Below are 22,463 nucleotides of genomic sequence, written 5' to 3'. Positions count from 1 at the left end.
GGAAAAGCTTATTTTATGAACAAGCAAACCTCTTTATTCTCCAATATAAAAGGCGATTTTTCAGCCGGACTTGTTGTATTCCTCATTGCGGTGCCACTGTGTCTTGGTATTGCCCTGGCTTCCGGCGCTCCCCTGTTTGCCGGTATGATTTCCGGTATTGTGGGCGGTATTGTCATCGGCTTTCTGAGCGGCTCGCAATTGAGTGTAAGCGGTCCTGCGGCCGGCCTTACAGCAGTAGTACTGGTAGCCATCACCAAACTGGGCATGTTTGACGTATTCCTGCTTGCCGTGGTGATTGCCGGCGCCCTTCAACTGGTGCTGGGGTTAATTAAAGCGGGTACCGTAGCCAATTACTTCCCCTCCAATGTTATTACAGGGATGCTGACGGCTATCGGTATTATTATTATCCTGAAACAGTTACCCCATGCTTTTGGCTATGACGCCAACTCAGAAGGTGATTTTACCTTTTTCCAGGTAGATGGGGATAATACTTTCAGCGCACTATTGTCTGCTGTTAATCACATCAGTATTGGCGCCACATTAATTACCATCATATCCATTTTCATTATTCTGTACTGGAGCAAGATCCCGAAACTCAATGTAGTGCCAGCGCCGCTGGTAGCAGTAATTACCGGTATTTTGCTGAATATGGCATTTTCCGGCAGCGACTTGCTGGCACTGGGATCTAACCATTTGGTAACCTTACCCGTTCCCAGCAGCTTCGGTGATTTTCTGAACCAGTTTACTTTACCCGATTTCAAATCCATCACTAATAAAGAAGTGTGGATAACTGGTATTACCATTGCGATCGTTGCCTCTGTAGAAACATTACTGAACGTGGAAGCCACCGATAAACTGGACCCCATGAAGCGCCACACCTCTCCTAACCGGGAGTTGAAAGCACAAGGTATTGGTAATATGGTCAGCGGTTTAATTGGCGGTTTGCCCATCACCTCGGTGATTGTTCGCTCCAGCGCCAACATCAATGCCGGAGGAAAAACCAAAATGGCAACCATGGTACATGGCGTGCTGTTGCTGGTATGTACCGCATTGATTCCTGTTGTACTGAATAAAATTCCGCTGGCTACGCTGGCTGCTGTATTACTCGTAACAGGATATAAGCTGTGTAAGATTTCCATCTTTAAAGAGATGTTTAAAAACGGAAAATACCAGTGGGTACCTTTCGTGGTCACAGTAGTAGCTATCGTGTTTACAGATCTGCTGGTGGGTATTGCCCTGGGTATGGTAGTAAGCGTGCTGGCTATTTTACGCGGTAATATGAAAAGCTCTTACTTTTTCCGCAAGGAAAAATACCATACTGGCGATAACATCCGCCTGGAGCTGGCACAGGAAGTTTCTTTCCTGAACAAAGCCAGTATCCTGCTCACGCTGGATCATATGCCAAGCAATATTACCCTGGTAATAGATGCACATAAAACGGCTTACATAGATTTTGATGTACTGCAAACCATTCGTGAATTTAAAGACATCAAAGCACCACAGAAAAATATCAAAGTAATCCTGACGGGTTTTAAGTCGGTGTATAATATCCAAAACACACCCGACCTGACGGCTGAAGAGCAATCGAGACTTACCTCCATGCAGGTGCATACGATTTCTTCCGGTAGCCACAGAGAGTTACTGAAAGAATTACAATTAAACTAAGGCATAGGCCCACGGGCCTGTACGCTGATTCGAATAAAACGGAACCATGCTTATATCTCCGTTCATTTTCTCAATTTCAAAAAATGACAATCATGAAAACATTAAATAAAGTTTCTCAAGCCAATATAACACCTAAGAAAGCACTGGAATTATTGAAAGCCGGTAATGGTCGCTTTGTGGATAACCTGCGTATTAACCGCAACCTGCTGCAAATGGTTAACGATACCTCCGATGGCCAATGGCCTATGGCTGCTATTGTTAGCTGTATGGATTCCCGCACCTCTGCTGAATTGATTTTTGATCAGGGATTGGGCGACATCTTCAGTATTCGTTTAGCCGGTGGCGTTATTTCTGATAACGTATTGGGTAGCCTCGAATATGCTTGTAAAGTAGCTGGTTCAAAATTCATCGTTGTATTGGGTCATACCAAATGCGGTGCTATTAAAGGCGCCTGCGACGCCGTAGAACTGGGCAACCTCACCGGATTGCTGAATAAAATTGCGCCAGCTGTATTTGCAGAAAAAACTATCAAAAACGAACGTAACTCCCACAACAGCCAGTTTGTGGAAGCAGTAAATCACATACACGTAGAACGTTCTGTACAAGCCATTATGGAGCAAAGCAACATTCTGCGCGACATGATTCAGAAAGGAGAAGTAGGTATTATTGGCGCCGTATACGATGTAGAAACAGGTGTAGTGGCTTTCAAGGAACACACCTTAATCCTTGAAACCGCAAAACCGGCGGCCACAACAGCGGTAGCGGTATAATAAAATGTCTTTTATAACAGGGGAATAAATTTGCTTTTTCGTAAAAAGAAGAGGGCTTTAATAACCCGTTTGATCCATTTTTTAAAGGCAATGGATCAAACAGTTATTAACAGCCTTCTTTTTTTTTAAATGTGTATCAATTTCGCAGCGGCCTGCTCCAGCGTGGATTGTTTTTTAGCAAAACAAAAGCGGATCACATGGTCATCTTTTCCATCCTGGTAGAAAGCAGATACCGGTATTACGGCCACGCCAAAATCTTTGGTGAGGCGGATAGCAAATTCTTTATCTCCTTCTTCCGAAATCCGGTCATATTTCATCAGCTGAAAATAACTTCCCTGGCTGGCCAGCGGCGTAAAACGGGTATCCTTCATTAATTGCAGGAAGTAATCCCTTTTTTGCTGGTAAAATGCCGGCAACTCCAGGTAGTGAGCCGGCGTTTCCAGAAACTTAGCCAACCCATATTGCATGGGGGTATTCACAGAGAAGCAGAGGTATTGATGTACCTTCCTGTATTCCTTCATCAGGTGCTCTGGTGCTACACAGTATCCCATTTTCCAGCCGGTGTTGTGAAATACTTTACCAAAAGAAAACGTCACAAAGCTGTTGCGGTAAATGGCCGGGTAGCGCAAAATACTATGATGTTTGGCGCCATCAAAAATCAGGTGTTCATATACTTCGTCCGACAACACCAGCAGATTAAATTCCGCTACCAGCTTTTCCAATTCCACAATATCATCTTCCTGTAAAATGCTACCCGTAGGATTATGCGGTGTATTCAGCATGATCATTTTAGTACGGGGCGTAATTTTACTACGGACTTCTGCCCAGTTGATACGGTAATCAGGAAAGGAAAGTGATATCAGCACGGGCGTTCCGCCATTTACCAATACGTTGGGAATGTAGCTATCGTATGCCGGTTCAAAAATAATCACCTCATCACCCGGATGTATACACGTAGCAATGGCCGTAAAAATAGCGTAGGTACCGCCTGGAGTAATGGTAATTTCTGTATCCGGATTAATAGATTGCTGATACAGGTGGCTTATTTTATCTGCGATGGCTGTGCGAAGTGGCATTAATCCCGGCATGGGTGCATACTGGTTATGTCCTTGCTGCATGGCTTCATTGACCATTGCTTTCAGGTCATCATTGCAGTCGTAGTCCGGAAATCCCTGGGAGAGGTTAATGGCTTTGTGAGCGGCCGCCAATGTGGACATGACGGTAAATATAGTGGTGCCAACCTGGGGCAGTTTTGAGATCATTTTCTATTTTTTGATATTGAAATTTAGGCATTTAGTGTTAAAAGCGAATGCCTTTGGCCTGCTAAATATCTAAATTTCAATATCAAAAAGAGAAAAACCTTAGAGGAACTTTTCGCCTTTATTGCGTTTTATTTCTCCTACGTATTCTTTAATCTGTTGTTCATTTTCTTTTTTGCAGATCAACAGTACATCGTTGGTATCTATTACGATGAACTCATCGAGGCCCTGCAGGAGTACCAATTTTTCGTTAGGCACTTTAATCATACACTTGGTAGCGTCGATCACTACAACGTTTTTGCCTTGTACGGCGTTGCCGAGGTAGTCTTTCTCCAGGTTTTCATAGGCAGAAGCCCAGGTACCGAGATCGCTCCAACCAAAGTTAGAAGGGATCACATACACGTTATTGGCTTTTTCCATGATGCCATAGTCGATAGAGATGTTGGTACACTGTGGATATACTTTCTCTATCGCTTCCTTTTCCTGTGGCGTATTAAGCGCCGGAGTAGCCTGTTCAAACAGTTCATCTATTTCCGGCAGGTATTGTTTGAATGCGGCCAGGATGGTTTTCACATTCCATACAAAGATGCCGGCATTCCAGAGGAAGTCGCCGCTTTGCAGGAAGGTTTTGGCCAGTTCCAGGTTAGGTTTTTCTGTAAACGTTTTCACCTGGTATACATTGTCAGATACCTGTTGTGGTTCAAACTGAATATAGCCGTAACCGGTATCCGGACGAGTGGGCTTAATTCCCAGTGTTACCAGGGCGCTGTTTTTCTGTACAAACAGCAATGCGTTGAGGCATGCGTTGGTAAAAGCCGGGCCGTCCATGATCAGGTGATCTGCCGGTGCACAGATAATGTTGGCCAGCGGGTCCTGCTTATGGATTTTATGGGAGATATAAGCAACGCAGGGTGCCGTATTTTTGCGGGAAGGTTCGCTCACAATATTGGCAGCTGGCAGTTCTGGTAGCTGTTCGCTTACTTTGCCGTTATATTGATGATGCGTTACCACAAAAATGTTCTCCTTTGGAATGAACTGCGCGAAGCGTTCATAAGTCCATTGGAGGAGGGTTTTCCCGGTATTCAGGATATCCAGGAACTGCTTTGGATTATCTGTGCGGCTGTGGGGCCAGAAGCGGCTTCCGATACCCCCTGCCATTATTGCCACATAAAAATGGCTGTTCAGCTGTGTCATTTCTAAATAATTCCTTCTCTGATTAAATCATGTAAGTGAATAATACCTTGATATCGCTCTCCATCCATTACCAGCAGTTGGGTAATATCGTGCTGACGCATCATTTCAAGTGCGTTGATGGCCAGCTCGTCCTGCTGAATTACTTTTGGGTGCAGCGACATAATATCATTGGCCGTTACAGCTGCTGTGGGAACATCTTTCTCCAGCATTCTGCGCAGGTCGCCATCTGTAATAATGCCTTTTAATAATCCTGATTCATCTACAACTGCTGTTACTCCCAGCATTTTAGAGGAAATTTCCACAATTACTTCTCTTAGTGAACTATTGAGCAGTACCTGTGGGGACTGGTGTTGTTTACTGAGATCCCCTACTTTGAGATACAGTTTTTTGCCTAAAGCGCCACCAGGGTGGAACTTTGCAAAATCAGCTGCCGTAAATCCGTGCCATTCTATCAGGCATACCGCCAGCGCATCGCCCATGGCAAGTTGCGCAGTGGTGCTGGTAGTGGGTGCGAGGTTGTTAGGGCAGGCTTCCTGACTAACGGTGGTATTCAGTACAAAATCGGCTTCCTGGGCCAAAAAGGAGCTTGTATTCCCCACCATGGCAACTAAAGTGTTGCCAAAATTCTTCACCAGGGGAACCAGTACTTTTATTTCAGCAGACGTACCACTTTTAGAGATACATAGTACGATATCTTCCTCTCTGATCATTCCCAGATCTCCGTGGATGGCATCAGCAGCGTGCATGAAAAGTGCAGGGGTACCAGTAGAATTAAATGTGGCGACTATTTTCTGGGCAATGATGGCACTTTTACCGATGCCGGTCACTACTAACCGACCCTCACAAAGCGCTATTCTTTCAACAACTTTCTCAAAATCTGCATCTATAAACTGTTGCAAATCATTAATAGCTGCTGCCTCCATCGCAATTGTGCGCCTGGCTACCTGTCCTATATTAATAGTTTGATTCCTTTTCATGTCGATTTACAAATTTATCATTTTTTAGTCAGCACTGGTGCGGTTAAGTAATTTATATTGATACTCCGCGCTTTTTTAAGTAACTTCGTGTCCCCTAAAAAACATATAAAATTATTTCGTCATTTGTTAGTTCTTTAGAGTTAAAATTTGAATGCAATGGCTGTTGTTAAGGAACGTTTGATGGATGCATTACGCGAACACTTCGGGTTCGATTCCTTTAAAGGAAATCAGGAAAAAATTATAAATAGCATCCTCTCAGGCAAAGATACTTTTGTTATAATGCCAACTGGTGGAGGTAAATCACTATGCTACCAACTACCGGCATTAATGAGTCCCGGGTGCGCGCTAATCGTATCACCACTGATAGCGCTGATGAAAAACCAGGTTGACCTGGTAAGAGGCTATAGCAGTAAAGACAATGTAGCCCACTTTTTAAACTCCACCTTATCCAAGGCGCAGATTAAAAAAGTGCGGGCCGATTTAACTGCTGGTAAAACCAAACTACTGTACGTAGCTCCGGAAACGCTCACCAAGCAGGAAAACCTGGACTTTTTCAAGGAACTACAAATTTCATTTATTGCGGTAGATGAAGCACACTGTATTTCTGAATGGGGCCACGATTTCCGCCCGGAATACCGTCGTTTGAAGGAAATGATAGACCAGATTAGTGATAACCTGCCCATCATTGCCCTGACCGCCACGGCTACCCCTAAAGTACAGAGCGATATCGTAAAGAATCTTGGACTGAATAAGGCCAGCATCTTTATTTCTTCCTTTAACCGCCCTAACCTGTATTATGAAATCAGGACCAAGCGCAAAAAGGAACAAACGATCAAAGATATTGTCAAGTTCATTCATCAACATAAGGGCAAAAGCGGTATCATTTACACGCTAAACCGCAAAACCACGGAAGAACTGGCAGATATGCTGGTGGCCAACGGGGTGAAAGCAGTAGCCTATCATGCCGGCCTCGATCCTACTACCAGGGCCCAGCGCCAGGACATGTTCCTGCATGAAAATACAGAGGTGATTGTAGCTACTATCGCCTTCGGTATGGGGATAGATAAACCAGACGTACGCTTCGTTATTCACTATAATATTCCGAAAAGCCTGGAAAACTACTACCAGGAAACCGGTCGCGCCGGTCGCGATGGACTGGAAGGGATCTGTGTCTGCTACTATTCCCACAAGGATGTACAGAAACTGGAACACCTCATGCGGGATAAATCGCTCAGCGAACGTGAAATGGGTGCACAACTCATCAACGAAACCGTTGCCTACGCAGAAAGCGCCGTATGCCGCCGTCGTGTAATTCTCCACTACTTCGGTGAACACTTCGAAACAGAAAACTGTGGACAATGCGACAACTGCCGCAATCCTAAGGAAAAAATTGAGGTAAAAAACCGCGTAGTTATCATGCTGAAAGCGATTCGTTCCCTCGAAGAACGATTCGGCAGCGAATACGTGATCAACATCATCACCGGTAAAACCTCCCCGCAAATCAACACCTACCGCCATGATCAGCTGGAAGTGTTTGGAGAAGGCAAAGAATTCGATGCACATTTCTGGAATTCCCTCATGCGTCAAATGATGCTCGAAGGACTGATAGAAAAAGATATAGAAGAATATGGCCTGCTGAAAGTCACCGACAAAGGCACCAAATTCCTCAAAAAACCTTATTCCATCATGGTGGCGCTGAATCATCAGTTTGATGAAGACGCCCTGGATGACGAAGAAGAAGCAGCCGCAGAAGCACAAGCCTCCGCAGATCCGGCTCTCTTTGAAATGCTGAAAGAACTGCGGAAAAAAGTAGCGAAGGAAAAGAACCTCCCTCCTTTCGTTATCTTCCTGGAAACATCCCTGGAAGATATGGCTACACAGTATCCTACATCTACACAAGAACTGGAAAAAATCCAGGGAGTGAGTAAAGGTAAAGCCATCCGCTACGGAAAACAGTTCCTCGATATAATTACCCGCTACGTTGCCGAAAACAACATCACCAAACCAGATGACTTTGTCATGAAAAGTGTGGTGAATAAAAGCGGCATGAAAGTATTTATTATCCAGAATATCGATAAGAAAATACCGCTGGAAACCATCGCTAAAAACAAAGAATTATCGCTCTCTCAGTTACTCGATGAAATGGAAACCATTGTTGCCAGTGGTACCAAACTAAACATCGATTACTGCCTGGATGAAGAACTGGACGACTACGCTCAGGACGAAATCATGGAGTACTTCAAAGGCTGTGAAACTTCCAGCCTGGCATTAGCAAGAGAAGAGTTGATTGAAAACGACTATACGCTGGAACAATTGAAATTGATGCGTATTAAATTCCTGGTAGTATACGGCAACTAAGCCGGTACTATCAGCACCCAAACAGTTAAAAATGAGCATCAGAAAAATACAGGAAACCATTGCTGCCAACAGGCAGAAAGTAGTTGCACACCCATTATACGCGGAACTGCAAACACTGGAAGACATACGTACCTTCATGCAGTACCATGTTTATGCCGTCTGGGATTTCATGTCCTTACTCAAAGGGCTGCAACAACAACTCACCTGCGTAAATGTACCCTGGGTACCCGTTGGCTCTGCAGCTACCCGTTACCTTATTAATGAAATTGTTACCGGTGAAGAAAGCGATGTGGATCAGGCAGGTAACCGCTGCAGCCACTTCGAATTGTACGAACAGGCAATGCAACAGGCAGGCGCCGATATCGGCAATATAAAGGCGATTATAGCCGATGTAAAGGCCGGGAAGCCTATCCACCACATACTGGAAACATCTTCGCTCCCTAAGGCCGTAAAGGGCTTTTTAGGCTTTACCTTTGAGGTAATTGCCACCGGAAAGGCACATATCATGGCGGCCGTGTTTACTTTTGGCCGCGAAGATCTTATTCCGGATATGTTCCTGGCATTAGTGAAAGACCTGGATCAGAAATTCCCGGGTAAACTGGATACATTCATTTATTATCTCGAAAGACACATTGAAGTGGATGGTGATCATCACAGTCATTTAGCCATGCAAATGGTTACAGAACTTTGTGGTGCAGACGAAAATAAATGGGAAGAAGCAGCCCAATATGCCCAGCAGTCGCTGCATTGGCGCCATGAACTGTGGAGCGGTGTGCTGCATGAAAAAACAATTTTATAAGTTTTTTGAAAAAATATTTTGCAATTCAAAAGTTTGTCTTACTTTTGCAATCCCCTCACGAGAGAGGGCAACAAAAAAGGATGGTGCGGTAGCTCAGTTGGTAGAGCAAAGGACTGAAAATCCTTGTGTCGCCGGTTCGATCCCGGCTCACACCACGAAGAAAGCTTCACAGAAATGTGAGGCTTTTTTTATGCCCATAAGTCTCGTATTGCTGGTCTCAACCTCTCCAGTTAAAAAATCCTCCTGAATGCAGGAGCTACTGCAGTAAAATAAAATCTCCACCTCCACGCATAGTATTCAAGCTTCAGAGAATCCCCTCTCCCGCTCTGGAAAGAAAGGCATGCCTAAACCGAAAAGAGAACAGCTGAAAAGTTTTATATTGATAGAGATTTCATCTAACCTATATCTACATGAAAAGATTCTTATTCCTCTTACCGTTCCTGGCAGCAATTTGTACCGCCTCCGCACAGGACAACGACCATAAAATAGCTGCTATTGAAGCAGAAGGAAGAAGCCTATACCGCTCGGAGATGGCCTCCTGGTATGGAACAGATGTTTTCCAGGCAGACTATATCGCGCCAGACAAGAGTGGTGGCTATGTCTCCTATTCCAGTGGCAACAATGCTACCTGCATCTTTTATAGCAAAGGCGATACGCCCGTAGTAATTGCCACCATTACATTTGACAGCACCTATGATACCAAATCCGCCAAAAAAGATTTCTTTGACCGCCCACTGACAACCTACGAACACGACCTCCTGACGATGCGTAAAAAGTCAGCAACATTGATAAAGTCGGACACTATCTTCAAAGCGTATCGCAATACCCGCCTKAATTTGGTGCCGCTCATCAGCAATGGCGAGAGAAAAGTATATGTGCTTACGGGCCCGGAAGTAAATGGAGTAGTCATCTTCGGCAATGATTATCTGATCAACTTCGATGAACAGGGGAATGTGAAAGAACGGAAAGCCTTACACAAAAATATTATCCCCATTAATTATTCAACAGATAAAGGGGAGCTTACGATGCATAGCCATCTCCCTGAAACAGGCGATTTTATCACTCCTACTGATATCTGTACATTGATGCTGTACGAAAAGTTTGCGCACTGGAAACAGCATATTGTTATTTCTCAAAATTATTATTCCATCTGGGACTGCGAAAGCGACCAACTGGCAACGCTTACCAAGGAAGCCTGGGATAGGATACAAAAAGGTAAAAAAGGTGATTAACTCCCCATCCACAAAAAAATCCTCACAAAAATGTGAGGATTTTTTATTTCCTGTCAGCCCCCTGATCCGGAAAAATTAAAAATATGCTGTCTTTTTTGAAATTGTTGTCACGTTTTGAGTGTCTTCTTTCTCTTTATATCAGAACAACGCAAACAATTAAATCATCAGTAAAAAAGACTCATATGTCAAACAAGATAGAACAAGCCATCACCAACTTTGTAAGAGGCGGCGACAACAGCGATGTAGCATTATTAGACAACGTATTACATAAGGACTTCCGGGTTACCAATAATGGCTTTATGGGAATACCTGGCGTAACCATTATCGGGAAGGAAAAGTACCTGCAAAATATCCGGGATGGCATTTTCGGAGGCCTGCCGAGAAAAATGGAGATTGAATCGATAGAAGAAAATGGCACCATTGCCATGGTGAAACTACGCCTGGAAAGTTCCCAAAACTACTTTGTTTCCTACAACTCGCTGGTGCTGGATACAGATAACGAATGGCGACTCGTCAACAACCTCGCGGTAGTGGAAGCAAAAAAATAAGCAGTAGGATTTTACCGATATCTTTTGCAGGCAAATCAAAATTATTTGAATTGGTGGTAAGCCAAACTTACCTTTGGTTTACCACCAACAATACCTTGTTCTCCGCATTAGAAAATATGATCGAAATGGCAAACATGCCCGATGGGACTGTAGAGCTCCTCTATGATCACATTGTTTTTATGAATGCCCCTAAAGGCCATATCCTGATACGGCAAAGACAACAGGTTAACAGCTTTTATATTATTGAAAAAGGGTTTGCCCGGATATTTTCGGTTATTAACAACAAGGAGATGACCACCTTGTTTGCCAGAGAAAACGATATCATTACATCCACTTATTCCCTATTTACACAAATGGACAGTAATGAAAATGTGGAAATATTAGAAGATTCCGTTTTGTTGGAGATAAATTATTCAACGTTCGTCCACCTTTGTGGGAAACATCCCCATCTATTTAACCTTTACCGTTTTTTGATGGAGAAGTATTATCTCGCTTTGGAAGAAAGAACATTGTCTCTTCAATTCGACAGCGCCCTGGAACGCTACCGCAAACTTGTTTCACTACACCCCTTTATCCTGCAAAGAGCTTCCCTCTCCTCAATAGCTTCCTTTCTGGGCATGTCGCCAGTAACACTGAGCCGTATGCGAGCTCAACTCTAATGGCCTTTTTAGCAAATGCTAAAAAATCGTCTACGAGCCGCATCTAAATTTGCTTTATCAAACGTCAGTCAAATGATCACAAGTATCCAAAGCAAAATTTATAGAGCACTCATCCGCATAGCGGGTATAAAAACAAAGATCGAAAGAGCGTTCACTACAGGAGATTTTAGTAAATTTCATAAAGCCGCCAGTATACCGGACAAGGTTACAAATCAATGTGAAATCTTATATAAGACCTCTTCAACAGGAAGAACAGTCTGGGAACTGAAGAAAAAAAACAGCACCCCACAACACTATATATTTTACCTGCATGGAGGAGGGTTTGTTGCTAATATCACAAAATACGATTGGCATTTCGTAAACAAGATTATACAACAAACCGGCTGGGGAGTTGTTATCCCTGACTACCCATTGGTGCCATCAAACAATTACAAAAATGTGTTTGATATGGTGGTACCAGTGTACAAAGAACTGCTTCAGAAGGTAGGTGCCCAAAATGTAGTATTAATGGGGTTCTCGGCTGGAGGCGCCATCGCTTTTTCACTTGCACAATACACCCGAAACAATCAATTTTCCCAACCCGCTCAGATCATTTTACTATCTCCCCTTCTGGATGCTGCCATGCAAAACCCTGAAATTCCGATAATAGACAAGTACGACCCATACATTGATATTAAGGGCGTCAGCAAATCTCTTTCAATTTATGCAACAGGTACCAACACCTCCGATTACATGATAAGCCCAATAAATGGTACGCTGGAAGGGTTGGCCCCCATCCATTTATTTGCAGGAACACATGAGGTAGTAATGCCCGATGCACGAAGATTAATCGCTATGGCTAAAGAAAAAAAGATAGCCATCAACTATTACGAATACCAGGAAATGTATCATGCCTGGATTTTTCTGAATATGCCTGAAGCCAAAGACGTATTCAATAAATTGATGCGTATTTTAAATGCCACTAAAATGCCTGCCACTTGCCTTACAGCAGCGTTGCATAGAGATTCGCATTAATCAATCATCTTACTCTTAAAATACACGAAATGGTACAGCACTGCCTGCTTCCAATATGCAGCATTATGATTGCCGGGTTGTGTGATAAAAGTAATAGGGATCTTCATGCTATCCGCCAGCGTTTTCAATGCTATTGTGCTGGGGTATAAAATATCTTCTGTACCACAATCAATAATAAACGGTTTTATATCTTTTTGCCCTTTGAGCAAAGTGGTAATGCTGTATTGGCGCCAGTCATTTGTGCCGGGATTCCCCAACAGGCTGGTAAGATCGTTGACAATCCTGTTGTTGTTAAGAAACAGTAAGCTTACCTCCCGCCAAAGGTTAGCATCTATGATGAATGCACCACTGGTACTACCGGCTGTATTAAAATAATCCTGATGGCCGATGAAATACCGTAATGCACCATAGCCGCCCATACTCAAACCTGAGATGAAAATATTCCGGCGGTCTATATTGAATGAAGCATGAACTTTTGGTACCAGTTCTTCAAAAAAGAAATCTTCCACCTGCAACCCTTTTTGATAAGGGCTGTTCAGATACCAGGATGCAAATCCGTCGGGCAACACAATGAACATTTGATACTGATCAGCAATTTTTTGCAAATCTATCATGCTTGCCCATTGGCTATAATTTTCATTATACCCATGCAACAGGTAAGTCAATGGATATGCCTTCTTTGCATCATAACCCGTTGGCTTAAATATCAATACTGTGTCTGGTGTGGAAAGATGAACCGACTTGAAGATCCATTTTTGCTGCGCTTTTGCCTTATATAATACGAGCGTAAAAACTATGATAAGGGCAACCTTAATTGTTGTTTTCATTCTATATTTGAGTTTTGACAATGCAAAAAACATCAAGTTTTGGCTACCTACCAATAACGCTCAAAATTGTGAGTAAGATGAAAAAGGAAACATCCAGCAATAGTTTAAACGAGCAGTTTCTGTTTCAAAACTGCGAGTTAAACTCGGCTTTAAATGTAATCAGCGGTCGCTGGAAAGCGCAAATTGTCTATTCAATCTGGTCTGGAAATGATCGTTTTAGTAAACTGAAACAGGAGCTCCCCGCTATTTCTGAACAAGTGTTGAGCCGGCAGTTAAAGGAACTGGAAACACATGCCATATTGGTTAAAATACCAATTCCGGAAACAGTTCCAGCCGGTATCTGTTACCAGTTAACGGGTAAGGGGATTGCGCTTGTGCCTATTTTACAGGCCCTCTGCGCATGGGGCAAGCAATATGCAGAAGGAGAGGAATGTATTCCGCTTTTAGCATGCGTATAAGGAGTCAACGAAGAAGTGGGATATTTCACTGTAACGATATCCCACTTCTTCGCAAGTGGCTTTAATTGCCTTTATAACAATGCCGGTAACAGCAGCAGCTGTAGCCCGACAATATGCTGAATAACGGCAACTTTAACTGGTTTTGCAGCCAGGTGAAAATCATCCGTAGCAATGAGTCCATACCGGGTAATTTCTTCTTCCGTGAACAAATCCTCAAAGGGAATAAAACCCGTTTCAAACCCTTGCTCAGCTAACTTATCTTCATAGTCTTCCCCGTAAAAACGAATATGGCCTTGGTCACCAAAGGTGATGGCCCGTTGTTCAGGCGTAGTAATAGCATCGTCTTCAAAGGTTACTTTCAGCCCTTTCTTAATAGGCACCTGTAACAAAGCAGCACCGCCGGGCTTTAAGATCCTGCATAACTCCCGCATGGCTTGCAGATCTTCTTTTACATATTCCAACACATGTGAGCATAAAATCACATCATAAGTATTGTCTGGTATTTCTGGCATCTTTACAATGTCGATGTACACCGTATCAGGCGGATAAGTACTTTCAAATGACGGTGCAAACTTATCTGCCGGCGTATAATGCAGTCCTTTTATTCGTTTGAAATACCGATAAAAAATAGACTCCGGCCCAATATGCAAGAGCTTTTTACCTGCTGAAACCAGCTCTGTATTTCGCTCCAGATACAGCCATAATGCGCGGTCACGTTCATTTGATCGGCAACGTGGACATTGTCCGGGCCGCTGGTCTACGCCCAGTGGTAGAAATTTGGAAAAAGATTGCTTACAGCAGGGGCAACTTACTTTTTTGCCACTATAGTACAGGCCGCGGAAACGTAGATACAACGGCAATGCTGTTTTCTTTAGAAATGTTTTCACAACAGGTTGCATAACGAGAATATAGGTTGATAGGGAATAATTACGGCATATTATCACAAATATGCTAAGTATGGCTGAACCAGACAGCAAGATTTTACGAGCGGTAAACTCATGGTCAGTATTTTTTTAAATTAAAAAATAATGCCGCATATATCTACATATATTCATTCAATTTACCTTCACCTTTTCCTGGTAATAGCCATAATACATTCCCCGCAGCACAGCCGCAGCAATGCGTTTCCATCTCACCATATCTTTTCTGTTACAATTTCCTGTGCTCAAAAACAAACAGGCTTTTTCTCCAACACCTTTGATATCAGTGCTACAATATCGCCAGCGCGGTCGTTAAGGCGGATCAACGATGCAGTGACCATCCTATCCAATACATGAACAGTACCATTCGTAATCTTCGCTTGCAATAGCGTAACAACTTCATTACTAAGCATACACTCACCATGCCAGCTACTGCTTAATACCAGATAATGCACTTCGAAAACTGATCCGTTAAAGTACTCCAGTATACATTGCACCTCATCGATAGACTCTGCAGACAGCAAGTCAAGGACAACAAAAAAAGAAGTATCTGACTCCCGATGAACCTGTATCAGCTTTTTGATATACACCAGGTACTCGCGGGGATCAAGCGCGCGGGGAAGAATAATCACAAACGGCTCCTCTCCTAATGCCGCCGCCTTAATAGGCCCTTTAAAAGGAAGGAATTTGCTTCTTCCAAAAATTTGCTGGGTCGTTTTTCTTTTGCCTGCATGGGGGGTACCAACAATGACAAAGAATCTTCTGGGGTTAACAATCATATCCCAAAGAAGCAAAAAAAATAAATAGCATTTGTTAATGAATTCCAAACAGATCCGGAACTACACTTTCTGCTAACAATAAGTCAATACAGAATCTTTATTCTGTTCTAAGGCTACCTACCGGATTTTTTGTAGCTAACTTCCCCGTCATGCCAACAATGATAATAGTTACCAACAGAATTAATAAGCTTCCCACCATCAAAAATGGCGCTACGCCCATGTGTATCCTGTAAGCATAGTCCATTAACCAGTTATGCAACAGATACCATGCTAACGGCCACGCCACTACGTTAGACAACAGTATAATCCAGGAAAATTCTTTTATAAAAAGAGCGACAATATTCAGCACCGATGCACCTAATACTTTTCTGATTCCCATTTCTTTATTTCTTCTGGCAATACTTAGTGTAACAATACCCAATACGCCTAACAATACAATCATCAACGACACCACAGTGGCTACTCTGGCAGCCTTCTGCATTTGTTGTTCGGTTTCATATAACTGCGCGAGACTATCATCCAGGAATTTAAAATCAAAAGGAGCATCTGAAAAAATAGTGCGCCACTTCATTTGCAACGCCGCTATTTGCTGAGAGGTATTACCCGGATTTAAGCGGAACGAAAGATACCGGTAGATAGGAATTGCCTGTACCGGCGTATACAAAATAGGCGAAATAGCATTCTTTAGTGTACCAAAATGGAAATCACGGGTGACACCTGCTATATATACCACCTGGTTAAAGTTATAGATCCGCAACGGCTTATTCATGGCTTCTGCTGCGGTTCTCCATCCTAAGGCACGCGCCGCTGCTTCATTGATAACAACCTTTGCGGAATCGGTGGATGTTCCGGAGTAATAGGTCCCGGCACTCATTTTAATACCGTAGGTATCCACAAAACGCTCATCAGATATAATAGACGTGGCAGATATCGCTGCACTGGAGTCATTCTCCGGCCTGTAAATCATACTACTACCACTGCTCCATCCATTCATCATTTCATAAGAAAAAGACGCATCCTTTACTTCCGGCATCGCACGAAATTCATCACGCATTCTTTCCATGTGCTGTACACCGGCAACGGTCCAATCGCGCGGAACTGCCGTAGTGATCACCCGTTCCTTATCATAGCCCAGATTCGAATGGAAAAAGAAGGCAACCTGCTTATCTATTACAATAGCGGCAATGAATACCACAATCGCCGTCACAAATTGAATGGTGATCAAACCACGCCGGAATAATAACTTCTCCTGAACATTCTTCAGCTTTCCCTTTAGTGCTGTTACAGAAGGCTGGGCAGATAATACAAATGCCGGATATATGCCGGCCAGCACACCCGTAAACAGAATGATCAACACCGGCAAAATAGCAAACCAGCCCGGGAATGAAGACAAGCCCGGAATATCCTTTCCTATAACCTGGCCAAACAAAGGCCTTAACAAAGCGAATAATATAATGGATACAATAAAAGAAAAAGTTACCACTAATACAGATTCCGTGATAAACTGGAATACCAGCTGCAGCTTCATTCCACCCATAGCCTTTCTCACTCCTATTTCTTTCAATCTCGTTAATGAATTTCCAATAGAAATATTGACGAAATTAATGATCGCCATCAGCAGAATAAACAGGGCAACAAATGAAAAAATGGCGATCATTCTTCCCGCCAATCCTTTATTCAGGCCCAGGTAAACATCCTTCAATGCTTCAGGATGCACCTCCAGCATTTTCCGTAATTCAGGCGTAACATTTGTTTTCATTAGCGTGGCGATGGGCACTGTCAGCTGGTCAGGACTTACGCCCGGTTTCAACAATACATAACTGATAATATTGGTCGTTTGCCAGCTTAAAAAACTTTGTTCCCGTCCAAAATATTTGAGACTGGCTGGTCCCATGAATACTTCATTCTCCGGCTTACTATAATTGGTGATCGTATTAAAAGGCAGATCTTTGATCACCGCCGTCACCTCAAAATCATCATTCTTTCCGTCGAACGATTGTATCTTAATCAACTTGCCTACGACATCTGTTTTGCCAAAATATAATTTTGCCCTTTTCTCTGTAATGACTGCCGCATTCGGCTTATCAAAGGCTGTACGCGGATCTCCATAGGCCACCGGGAAATTAAATACATCAAACAAGGTAGCATCTCCGGGATGTACCCCCTCACGATAATGTTTATCTCCTACCGATACTACCGTTGTAATACCATCATGGCTATATCCTTTATCAACAAGCGTAGGATAATTATCCTGTAATGCTTTCGTTAGTAGTCCTAACGTTGCAAATTCCACTCCCTTGTCGGGAACGGCCCACTTACTTTTCAGCAAAAAAATACGGTCATTATTTTTAACAAACCGGTTCACCTGTAATTCTCCCCACGCATATGCACCTATCAATAACACAAAGGTGATTCCTATAGACAATCCCCAGATATTTACCATCGCAAAAAACCTGTTCTTGACGATGCTTCTCCAGGCCACAAGGAAGTAGTTTTTTATCATAAGGCTTTTATATAGTGTTACTCCTTTCCGCTAAAAAAATGCCGCAAGGTAACAAGTTGATAATCAAATAAATATTCCAATTTCCTTTGTCCGATAATGTACAATGGCTGTCCAATTTTGTACAGACATCTTTCCACAGAAAAATAACAACCACAGGTACACCCTTTCTTTTTATTTGTATTTTGTACGCTTATTCCCGTTAGTAAATGTCAACATATGAAAAGAACTCTGGTGCTATGCCTGATATTGCTGAGTTTCCGGCTCTCAGCACAAAATATACGTATTGCTACACAGCATACCAGCCTGGTATATAATGTGAACCACGCCGGTCGCCTGGTACAACAGTACTTTGGACCATCAATAGCTCCTACCCTGGCTGATACTGCAGCAAAAGGGCAACAGGAAGCTTATGTTAGCGCTGGTATGGAAAGTCTGCTCGATCCTGCCATCCGTATTGTACACAGCGACGGAAACCCGTCACTGGAGCTGAAATACGTATCTCATGAATCTACGCAGCAGCAAAATAACAATGTTACGGCCACCACCATCACATTGAAAGATCCCGTATATCCGGTAACCGTTATCCTTCATTTTGAAACCTATTTCAAAGAAGATATCATTAAAGCCTGGACAGAGATAAAACATACGGAGAAAAAACCGGTACAACTCACTGCCTATGCCTCCTCCATGCTGCATCTGACGTCAGATAAATACTGGCTCACACAATTTCATGGGGACTGGGCCAAAGAAGTAGACATGCAGGAACAATATCTTACCACCGGCATGAAAATTCTTGACAGCAAACTGGGTACCCGCGCCAATATGCAGCAGTCGCCCATGTTCTTACTATCGCTTCATCAGCCTGCCGAAGAAGAAAGTGGCGAAGTGCTGGCCGGCACCCTGGCCTGGACTGGCAATTTTAAATTTGGTTTTGAGATAGATGAACATAATAAGTTGCATATCAACTCCGGTATTAATCCCTACGCCAGCGACTATACGTTGAAACCCAACGAAATATTTACTACGCCGGCATTTATCTTCACCTTATCCACCAAAGGAAAAGGGCAGGCCAGTCGCAACTTTAACCGCTGGGCACTGGACTACGGCGTACTAGACGGTCGCGGACCACGGCTAACACTGCTGAACAACTGGGAAGCCACCGGAATGGATTTTAATGAACAACGCCTGGTCGGCTTATTTGGTGGCACCAAAAAACTGGGTGTAGATATGTTCCTGCTAGACGACGGTTGGTTTGCCAACAAATTTCCCCGCAATGCAGATAATGCCGGACTGGGCGATTGGGAACCCAATACCACCAAACTGCCACATGGCCTGGGATACCTGGTACAGGAAGCCGAAAAACAGGGCATTAAATTCGGTATCTGGCTGGAGCCTGAAATGGTGAATCCTAAAAGTGAGTTGTATACCAAACATCCGGACTGGGTACTTCGCCTGCCTAACCGCGCAGAAAATTATTACCGCAATCAAATGGTGCTGGACCTTACCAACCCAGCTGTACAGGACTTCGTATATGGTATCGTTGATAAAACCCTGTCGGACAATCCCGGGATCGCTTATATCAAATGGGATTGCAACCGCATGCTTACCAATACATGGTCGCCGTATTTGAAAGAAAATCAATCACATCTCTTTATAGAATATACCCGCAGCTTTTATAAAGTGCTGGACAGGGTCCGGGCAAAATATCCGCATCTGCCCATTATGCTTTGCTCAGGCGGCGGCGGCCGTACCGACTATGGCGCTTTGAAATACTTTACCGAATTCTGGCCCAGCGATAACACAGACGGACTGGATAGAATCTATATCCAATACGGTTACTCTCACTTCTTCCCATCTAACACCATGGCTGCCCATGTTACCAACTGGGGACATCAATCGCTGAAATTCCGCACAGATGTGGCTATGATGGGAAAATTAGGTTATGATATAAAGGTAGACGACTTCACACCACAAGAGCTGCAATTCAGTCATGATGCTGTTGAAACGTATAGGCGTATTAGTGATATTGTATGGTATGGAAATCTTTACCGTTTGGTTTCTCCCTATAAAGAAAACAGGGCAGTATTCCAATATACCAGCGATGATCAGAAAAAAAGTATTCTGTTTAATTACCTGATGAACATTGCAAAGAATGATGTATTTACAGCCGTAAAACTACAGGGACTGGACCCTAATAAAAATTATCGCGTCCGTGAAATAAATCTGTTTCCCGGTACCCGCTCTCCTTTCCATTTTACACAGCTGTATAGTGGTGATTATCTGATGAAAGAAGGTCTTCAGCTAACAGGCCATGGAGGCTCACTCACCAGCAATATACTGGAAATAACGGCGGAATAATTTTCCTTAAATAAAGATCCCTGGTTCCGATAGAACCAGGGATCTTTATTTAAGGAAAAGGCGGTTTCCTATTGATGCTGTATCTTCAGTGTATCAAAGCGATATAACTATTTTAGTGGAAACGCGTTAATAATATATCTTGGTCATCATTTATGAAAACGCTGATCGGCTATCTTTCGGGTACAGAATGGCACCCATATATTAAAATAGGCAGCAGCATTTTGTTGGTGCTTATTTTCGTTGGACTTGTAGCCACCATTCTGCTTGAAAACCGCAATCCAGTAAAGGCGGTAGCATATATTCTACTGTTATTATTTATTCCTGTTTTAGGACTGATTGTATACTATTACCTGGGAAGAGATTTACGAAAGAAAAGACGTTTTACTTTAAAAGGAAGTAAAGACGAGGCGTTGTTTCTGCGATACTGGGAATCGCAGCGATCGCAGATAGAAGAAATGCAGCTGGAGCTGCGACGACAGGCCGGTAATAAGCAGGAACTCTCTGCCATGTTATTAAACACCCGGCAATCTATTCTGAGTAAGAACAACCAGGTACAACTGCTCATCAATGGAGAAGAAAAATTCCCGGCGGTTTTTAGTGCCTTACGTGCTGCCAAACACCATATCCACATTGAGTATTATATGATTTCGGCAGATGATGTAGGCAATGAGATCACGGAAATATTGATCGAAAAGTTAAAACAAGGCGTACTGGTACGTTTACTCTATGACGATATGGGAAGTGATCGTATCGGCGATATTCCCAAACGACTGAAGGAACATGGCGCCCATGTATATCCTTTCTCTCCGGTATTGGTTGATTTTTATCTGAATGCCAATTACCGTAATCACCGTAAAATAATTGTGGTAGATGGTACCATAGGCTTTGTTGGCGGTATCAACCTGGACGAACGTTATATCAATAACGGCAAACATTCTACCTTTTGGCGCGATACGCACCTGCGTATTGAAGGCGATGCAGTAAACATTCTGCAGCTTCAGTTTCTGATGAGTTTCCGCTATTGTAGTAAGGAGGTATTTCCTTTTGCGACGCCTTATTTTGTCCGGTCGGCCTTAACAGGTACCTGCTTTACCGACATCGTGGCCAGTGGCCCTGATTCTGAATGGCCAATAGCCATGCAAAGCATTCTGATGGCTATTAACATTGCCAAAAGAAGAATACGCATCAGTAATCCTTATTTTATCCCTACAGAAGAATTACTGACCGCCTTGCAGATAGCGGCCCTGGCGGGAAAAGACGTGCAATTACTCTTGCCTTTAAAAGGCGATTCTTATATCGTTCAACACGCAGCACTCTCTTATATAAAGCCACTGCTGGCGGCTGGCGTCAAAATATTCTTTTATACCCGTGGCTTTATTCATGCCAAAACCATGGTAATTGACGATAATCTGGCCTGGGTTAGCTCTGTTAATTTCGATAACCGCAGCTTTTACCTGAACTGTGAAATCGGCGCACTGGTCTACGACAAAGAAGTAGCCGGCAAATTAAACCGGGCGTTTGATGACGACCTTTTATACTCGGTACCGGTTCAGGAAACCCGCTGGAATAGGCGTAATTTGATTAAGCGGTTCATGGATGCGTTATGCAGGCTCCTTACACCGCTATTATAAGGCCCTAATTTCTGTCTTCGCCCAGGTCAAGGAACTCACCGTTGTCTTCTTCGAGATCTTCGTGTCTGTCGCCTCCTATGCTATAAATATTATTTTCTTCGTCTTCCTCTCCTATATTTTCCTCGTCATCATCCAGTTCTGCTCCGGGAACATCGAGATCATCTCCTACTTTATCTTCCCGCCAGGTTTCTTCCTGCTCATCCGTTGATGGCTCTGCTGACTTCTTTCTTTCGGTAGGTAGTTCACTGTTATGGCGGAAAGAACCTGTGATCTGGTTCATGTCCACATCTACTTCGCTATCGCGGTTCCGTTTATTCATGATATCTTCTCCAGCCGGATATTCGGGATAACCTGGAAATTCTTCTTCTTCCTTTTTCTCTGGCTTAGAATTTCCCTTACCGGGTTTGTTATCTTTATTACTCATAATCATACCTTTTAATGTGGAAAATGCAGAAAATGTCATGCCACCCAGGTAGCAGACATGTTATTATGAGGATAACAATGTAGTATAA

Annotated in this window: 19 protein-coding genes and 1 tRNA gene; 12 read left to right on the top strand and 8 right to left on the bottom strand. The window is 43.3% G+C overall.

Going from position 1 to position 22,463, the window contains the following annotated elements; translation table 11 throughout:
* Window positions 1-15 precede the first annotated feature (15 nt).
* Complete coding sequence (locus AC1DFM_RS15905; RefSeq protein ID WP_477077715.1) at window positions 16-1,665, top strand: SulP family inorganic anion transporter; 1,650 nt, start codon at window positions 16-18, stop codon at window positions 1,663-1,665.
* A 92-nt stretch (window positions 1,666-1,757) separates the two neighbouring features.
* A complete protein-coding gene (locus tag AC1DFM_RS15900) occupies window positions 1,758-2,435 on the top strand; it encodes a carbonic anhydrase family protein (protein WP_477077714.1) in 678 nt (225 codons plus the stop codon).
* Window positions 2,436-2,560: 125 nt separating this feature from the next.
* Here the strand turns inward: AC1DFM_RS15900 and AC1DFM_RS15895 are convergent, their stop codons facing one another.
* From AC1DFM_RS15895 to AC1DFM_RS15885, 3 genes are all read right to left on the bottom strand, one after another.
* On the bottom strand, window positions 2,561-3,697 hold the full coding sequence (locus AC1DFM_RS15895; protein WP_477077713.1) for a methionine aminotransferase: 1,137 nt from the start codon (window positions 3,695-3,697) through the stop codon (window positions 2,561-2,563).
* Window positions 3,698-3,796: 99 nt separating this feature from the next.
* Window positions 3,797-4,888 carry a mannose-1-phosphate guanylyltransferase gene (locus AC1DFM_RS15890; RefSeq protein ID WP_477077712.1) on the bottom strand — a complete coding sequence of 364 codons (1,092 nt, stop codon included), beginning with the start codon at window positions 4,886-4,888 and terminating at the stop codon, window positions 3,797-3,799.
* 2 nt (window positions 4,889-4,890) lie between these two features.
* A complete protein-coding gene (locus AC1DFM_RS15885) occupies window positions 4,891-5,865 on the bottom strand; it encodes a KpsF/GutQ family sugar-phosphate isomerase (protein WP_477077711.1) in 975 nt (324 codons plus the stop codon).
* Between the two features lie 156 nt (window positions 5,866-6,021).
* On the opposite strand from AC1DFM_RS15885, the gene recQ reads away from it, so the two are divergent.
* From recQ to AC1DFM_RS15850, 7 genes are all read left to right on the top strand, one after another.
* Window positions 6,022-8,223, top strand: a complete 2,202-nt coding sequence (recQ, locus tag AC1DFM_RS15880; RefSeq protein WP_477077710.1) for a DNA helicase RecQ — start codon at window positions 6,022-6,024, stop codon at window positions 8,221-8,223.
* A gap of 31 nt (window positions 8,224-8,254) precedes the next feature.
* Window positions 8,255-9,022 carry a DUF3050 domain-containing protein gene (locus tag AC1DFM_RS15875; RefSeq protein WP_477077709.1) on the top strand — a complete coding sequence of 256 codons (768 nt, stop codon included), beginning with the start codon at window positions 8,255-8,257 and terminating at the stop codon, window positions 9,020-9,022.
* A gap of 82 nt (window positions 9,023-9,104) precedes the next feature.
* Window positions 9,105-9,177: transfer RNA gene (locus AC1DFM_RS15870), tRNA-Phe, on the top strand.
* 255 nt (window positions 9,178-9,432) lie between these two features.
* Window positions 9,433-10,254 (top strand): hypothetical protein, encoded by an 822-nt coding sequence (locus AC1DFM_RS15865; protein ID WP_477077708.1) that lies wholly within the window; start codon window positions 9,433-9,435, stop codon window positions 10,252-10,254.
* A gap of 182 nt (window positions 10,255-10,436) precedes the next feature.
* Complete coding sequence (locus AC1DFM_RS15860) at window positions 10,437-10,802, top strand: nuclear transport factor 2 family protein (RefSeq protein WP_477077707.1); 366 nt, start codon at window positions 10,437-10,439, stop codon at window positions 10,800-10,802.
* A complete protein-coding gene (locus AC1DFM_RS15855) occupies window positions 10,757-11,461 on the top strand; it encodes a Crp/Fnr family transcriptional regulator (RefSeq protein WP_477077706.1) in 705 nt (234 codons plus the stop codon). The genes AC1DFM_RS15860 and AC1DFM_RS15855 overlap by 46 nt, the downstream gene beginning before the upstream one ends.
* Window positions 11,462-11,533: 72 nt before the next feature.
* Window positions 11,534-12,475 carry an alpha/beta hydrolase gene (locus AC1DFM_RS15850; protein WP_477077705.1) on the top strand — a complete coding sequence of 314 codons (942 nt, stop codon included), beginning with the start codon at window positions 11,534-11,536 and terminating at the stop codon, window positions 12,473-12,475.
* On the opposite strand, the gene AC1DFM_RS15845 is transcribed toward AC1DFM_RS15850, so the two are convergent.
* A complete protein-coding gene (locus AC1DFM_RS15845; protein ID WP_477077704.1) occupies window positions 12,472-13,302 on the bottom strand; it encodes an alpha/beta hydrolase in 831 nt (276 codons plus the stop codon). The genes AC1DFM_RS15850 and AC1DFM_RS15845 overlap by 4 nt on opposite strands.
* A 20-nt stretch (window positions 13,303-13,322) precedes the next feature.
* On the opposite strand from AC1DFM_RS15845, the gene AC1DFM_RS15840 reads away from it, so the two are divergent.
* Window positions 13,323-13,760, top strand: coding sequence for a winged helix-turn-helix transcriptional regulator (locus tag AC1DFM_RS15840; protein WP_477077703.1), 438 nt, complete (start codon window positions 13,323-13,325; stop codon window positions 13,758-13,760).
* Between the two features lie 71 nt (window positions 13,761-13,831).
* On the opposite strand, the gene AC1DFM_RS15835 is transcribed toward AC1DFM_RS15840, so the two are convergent.
* From AC1DFM_RS15835 to AC1DFM_RS15825, 3 genes are all read right to left on the bottom strand, one after another.
* Window positions 13,832-14,659 carry a class I SAM-dependent methyltransferase gene (locus AC1DFM_RS15835; RefSeq protein WP_477077702.1) on the bottom strand — a complete coding sequence of 276 codons (828 nt, stop codon included), beginning with the start codon at window positions 14,657-14,659 and terminating at the stop codon, window positions 13,832-13,834.
* A 266-nt stretch (window positions 14,660-14,925) separates the two neighbouring features.
* The gene (locus tag AC1DFM_RS15830) at window positions 14,926-15,459 is read right to left on the bottom strand and encodes a hypothetical protein (RefSeq protein WP_477077701.1); all 534 of its coding nucleotides are present in this window, start codon (window positions 15,457-15,459) and stop codon (window positions 14,926-14,928) included.
* Window positions 15,460-15,556: 97 nt separating this feature from the next.
* Window positions 15,557-17,962, bottom strand: coding sequence for an ABC transporter permease (locus tag AC1DFM_RS15825; RefSeq protein WP_477077700.1), 2,406 nt, complete (start codon window positions 17,960-17,962; stop codon window positions 15,557-15,559).
* Window positions 17,963-18,178: 216 nt separating this feature from the next.
* Here AC1DFM_RS15825 and AC1DFM_RS15820 point away from each other — a divergent pair, with 216 nt between their 5' ends.
* Both AC1DFM_RS15820 and cls read left to right on the top strand, forming a co-directional pair.
* Complete coding sequence (locus AC1DFM_RS15820; protein ID WP_477077699.1) at window positions 18,179-20,320, top strand: alpha-galactosidase; 2,142 nt, start codon at window positions 18,179-18,181, stop codon at window positions 20,318-20,320.
* Between the two features lie 152 nt (window positions 20,321-20,472).
* A complete protein-coding gene (gene cls, locus AC1DFM_RS15815; protein ID WP_477077698.1) occupies window positions 20,473-21,951 on the top strand; it encodes a cardiolipin synthase in 1,479 nt (492 codons plus the stop codon).
* Window positions 21,952-21,955: 4 nt separating this feature from the next.
* Here the strand turns inward: cls and AC1DFM_RS15810 are convergent, their stop codons facing one another.
* The gene (locus tag AC1DFM_RS15810) at window positions 21,956-22,375 is read right to left on the bottom strand and encodes a hypothetical protein (protein WP_477077697.1); all 420 of its coding nucleotides are present in this window, start codon (window positions 22,373-22,375) and stop codon (window positions 21,956-21,958) included.
* Window positions 22,376-22,463: the final 88 nt, after the last annotated feature.

The organism is Chitinophaga sp. 05T412 (assembly GCF_056396465.1).
This window is presented reverse-complemented; position numbering and strand designations above follow the sequence as displayed.

Coding starts and splice junctions, on each gene's coding strand:
- AC1DFM_RS15840 (WP_477077703.1), top strand. CDS start 13,323: ATGCAAAAAACATCAAGTTTTGGCTACCTACCAATAACGCTCAAAATT.
- AC1DFM_RS15830 (WP_477077701.1), bottom strand. CDS start 15,459: ATGATTGTTAACCCCAGAAGATTCTTTGTCATTGTTGGTACCCCCCAT.
- AC1DFM_RS15810 (WP_477077697.1), bottom strand. CDS start 22,375: ATGAGTAATAAAGATAACAAACCCGGTAAGGGAAATTCTAAGCCAGAG.
- AC1DFM_RS15850 (WP_477077705.1), top strand. CDS start 11,534: ATGATCACAAGTATCCAAAGCAAAATTTATAGAGCACTCATCCGCATA.
- AC1DFM_RS15905 (WP_477077715.1), top strand. CDS start 16: ATGAACAAGCAAACCTCTTTATTCTCCAATATAAAAGGCGATTTTTCA.
- AC1DFM_RS15890 (WP_477077712.1), bottom strand. CDS start 4,888: ATGACACAGCTGAACAGCCATTTTTATGTGGCAATAATGGCAGGGGGT.
- AC1DFM_RS15835 (WP_477077702.1), bottom strand. CDS start 14,659: ATGCAACCTGTTGTGAAAACATTTCTAAAGAAAACAGCATTGCCGTTG.
- AC1DFM_RS15825 (WP_477077700.1), bottom strand. CDS start 17,962: ATGATAAAAAACTACTTCCTTGTGGCCTGGAGAAGCATCGTCAAGAAC.
- AC1DFM_RS15820 (WP_477077699.1), top strand. CDS start 18,179: ATGAAAAGAACTCTGGTGCTATGCCTGATATTGCTGAGTTTCCGGCTC.
- recQ (WP_477077710.1), top strand. CDS start 6,022: ATGGCTGTTGTTAAGGAACGTTTGATGGATGCATTACGCGAACACTTC.
- AC1DFM_RS15860 (WP_477077707.1), top strand. CDS start 10,437: ATGTCAAACAAGATAGAACAAGCCATCACCAACTTTGTAAGAGGCGGC.
- AC1DFM_RS15895 (WP_477077713.1), bottom strand. CDS start 3,697: ATGATCTCAAAACTGCCCCAGGTTGGCACCACTATATTTACCGTCATG.
- AC1DFM_RS15855 (WP_477077706.1), top strand. CDS start 10,757: ATGGCGACTCGTCAACAACCTCGCGGTAGTGGAAGCAAAAAAATAAGC.
- AC1DFM_RS15885 (WP_477077711.1), bottom strand. CDS start 5,865: ATGAAAAGGAATCAAACTATTAATATAGGACAGGTAGCCAGGCGCACA.
- AC1DFM_RS15845 (WP_477077704.1), bottom strand. CDS start 13,302: ATGAAAACAACAATTAAGGTTGCCCTTATCATAGTTTTTACGCTCGTA.
- AC1DFM_RS15875 (WP_477077709.1), top strand. CDS start 8,255: ATGAGCATCAGAAAAATACAGGAAACCATTGCTGCCAACAGGCAGAAA.
- cls (WP_477077698.1), top strand. CDS start 20,473: ATGAAAACGCTGATCGGCTATCTTTCGGGTACAGAATGGCACCCATAT.
- AC1DFM_RS15900 (WP_477077714.1), top strand. CDS start 1,758: ATGAAAACATTAAATAAAGTTTCTCAAGCCAATATAACACCTAAGAAA.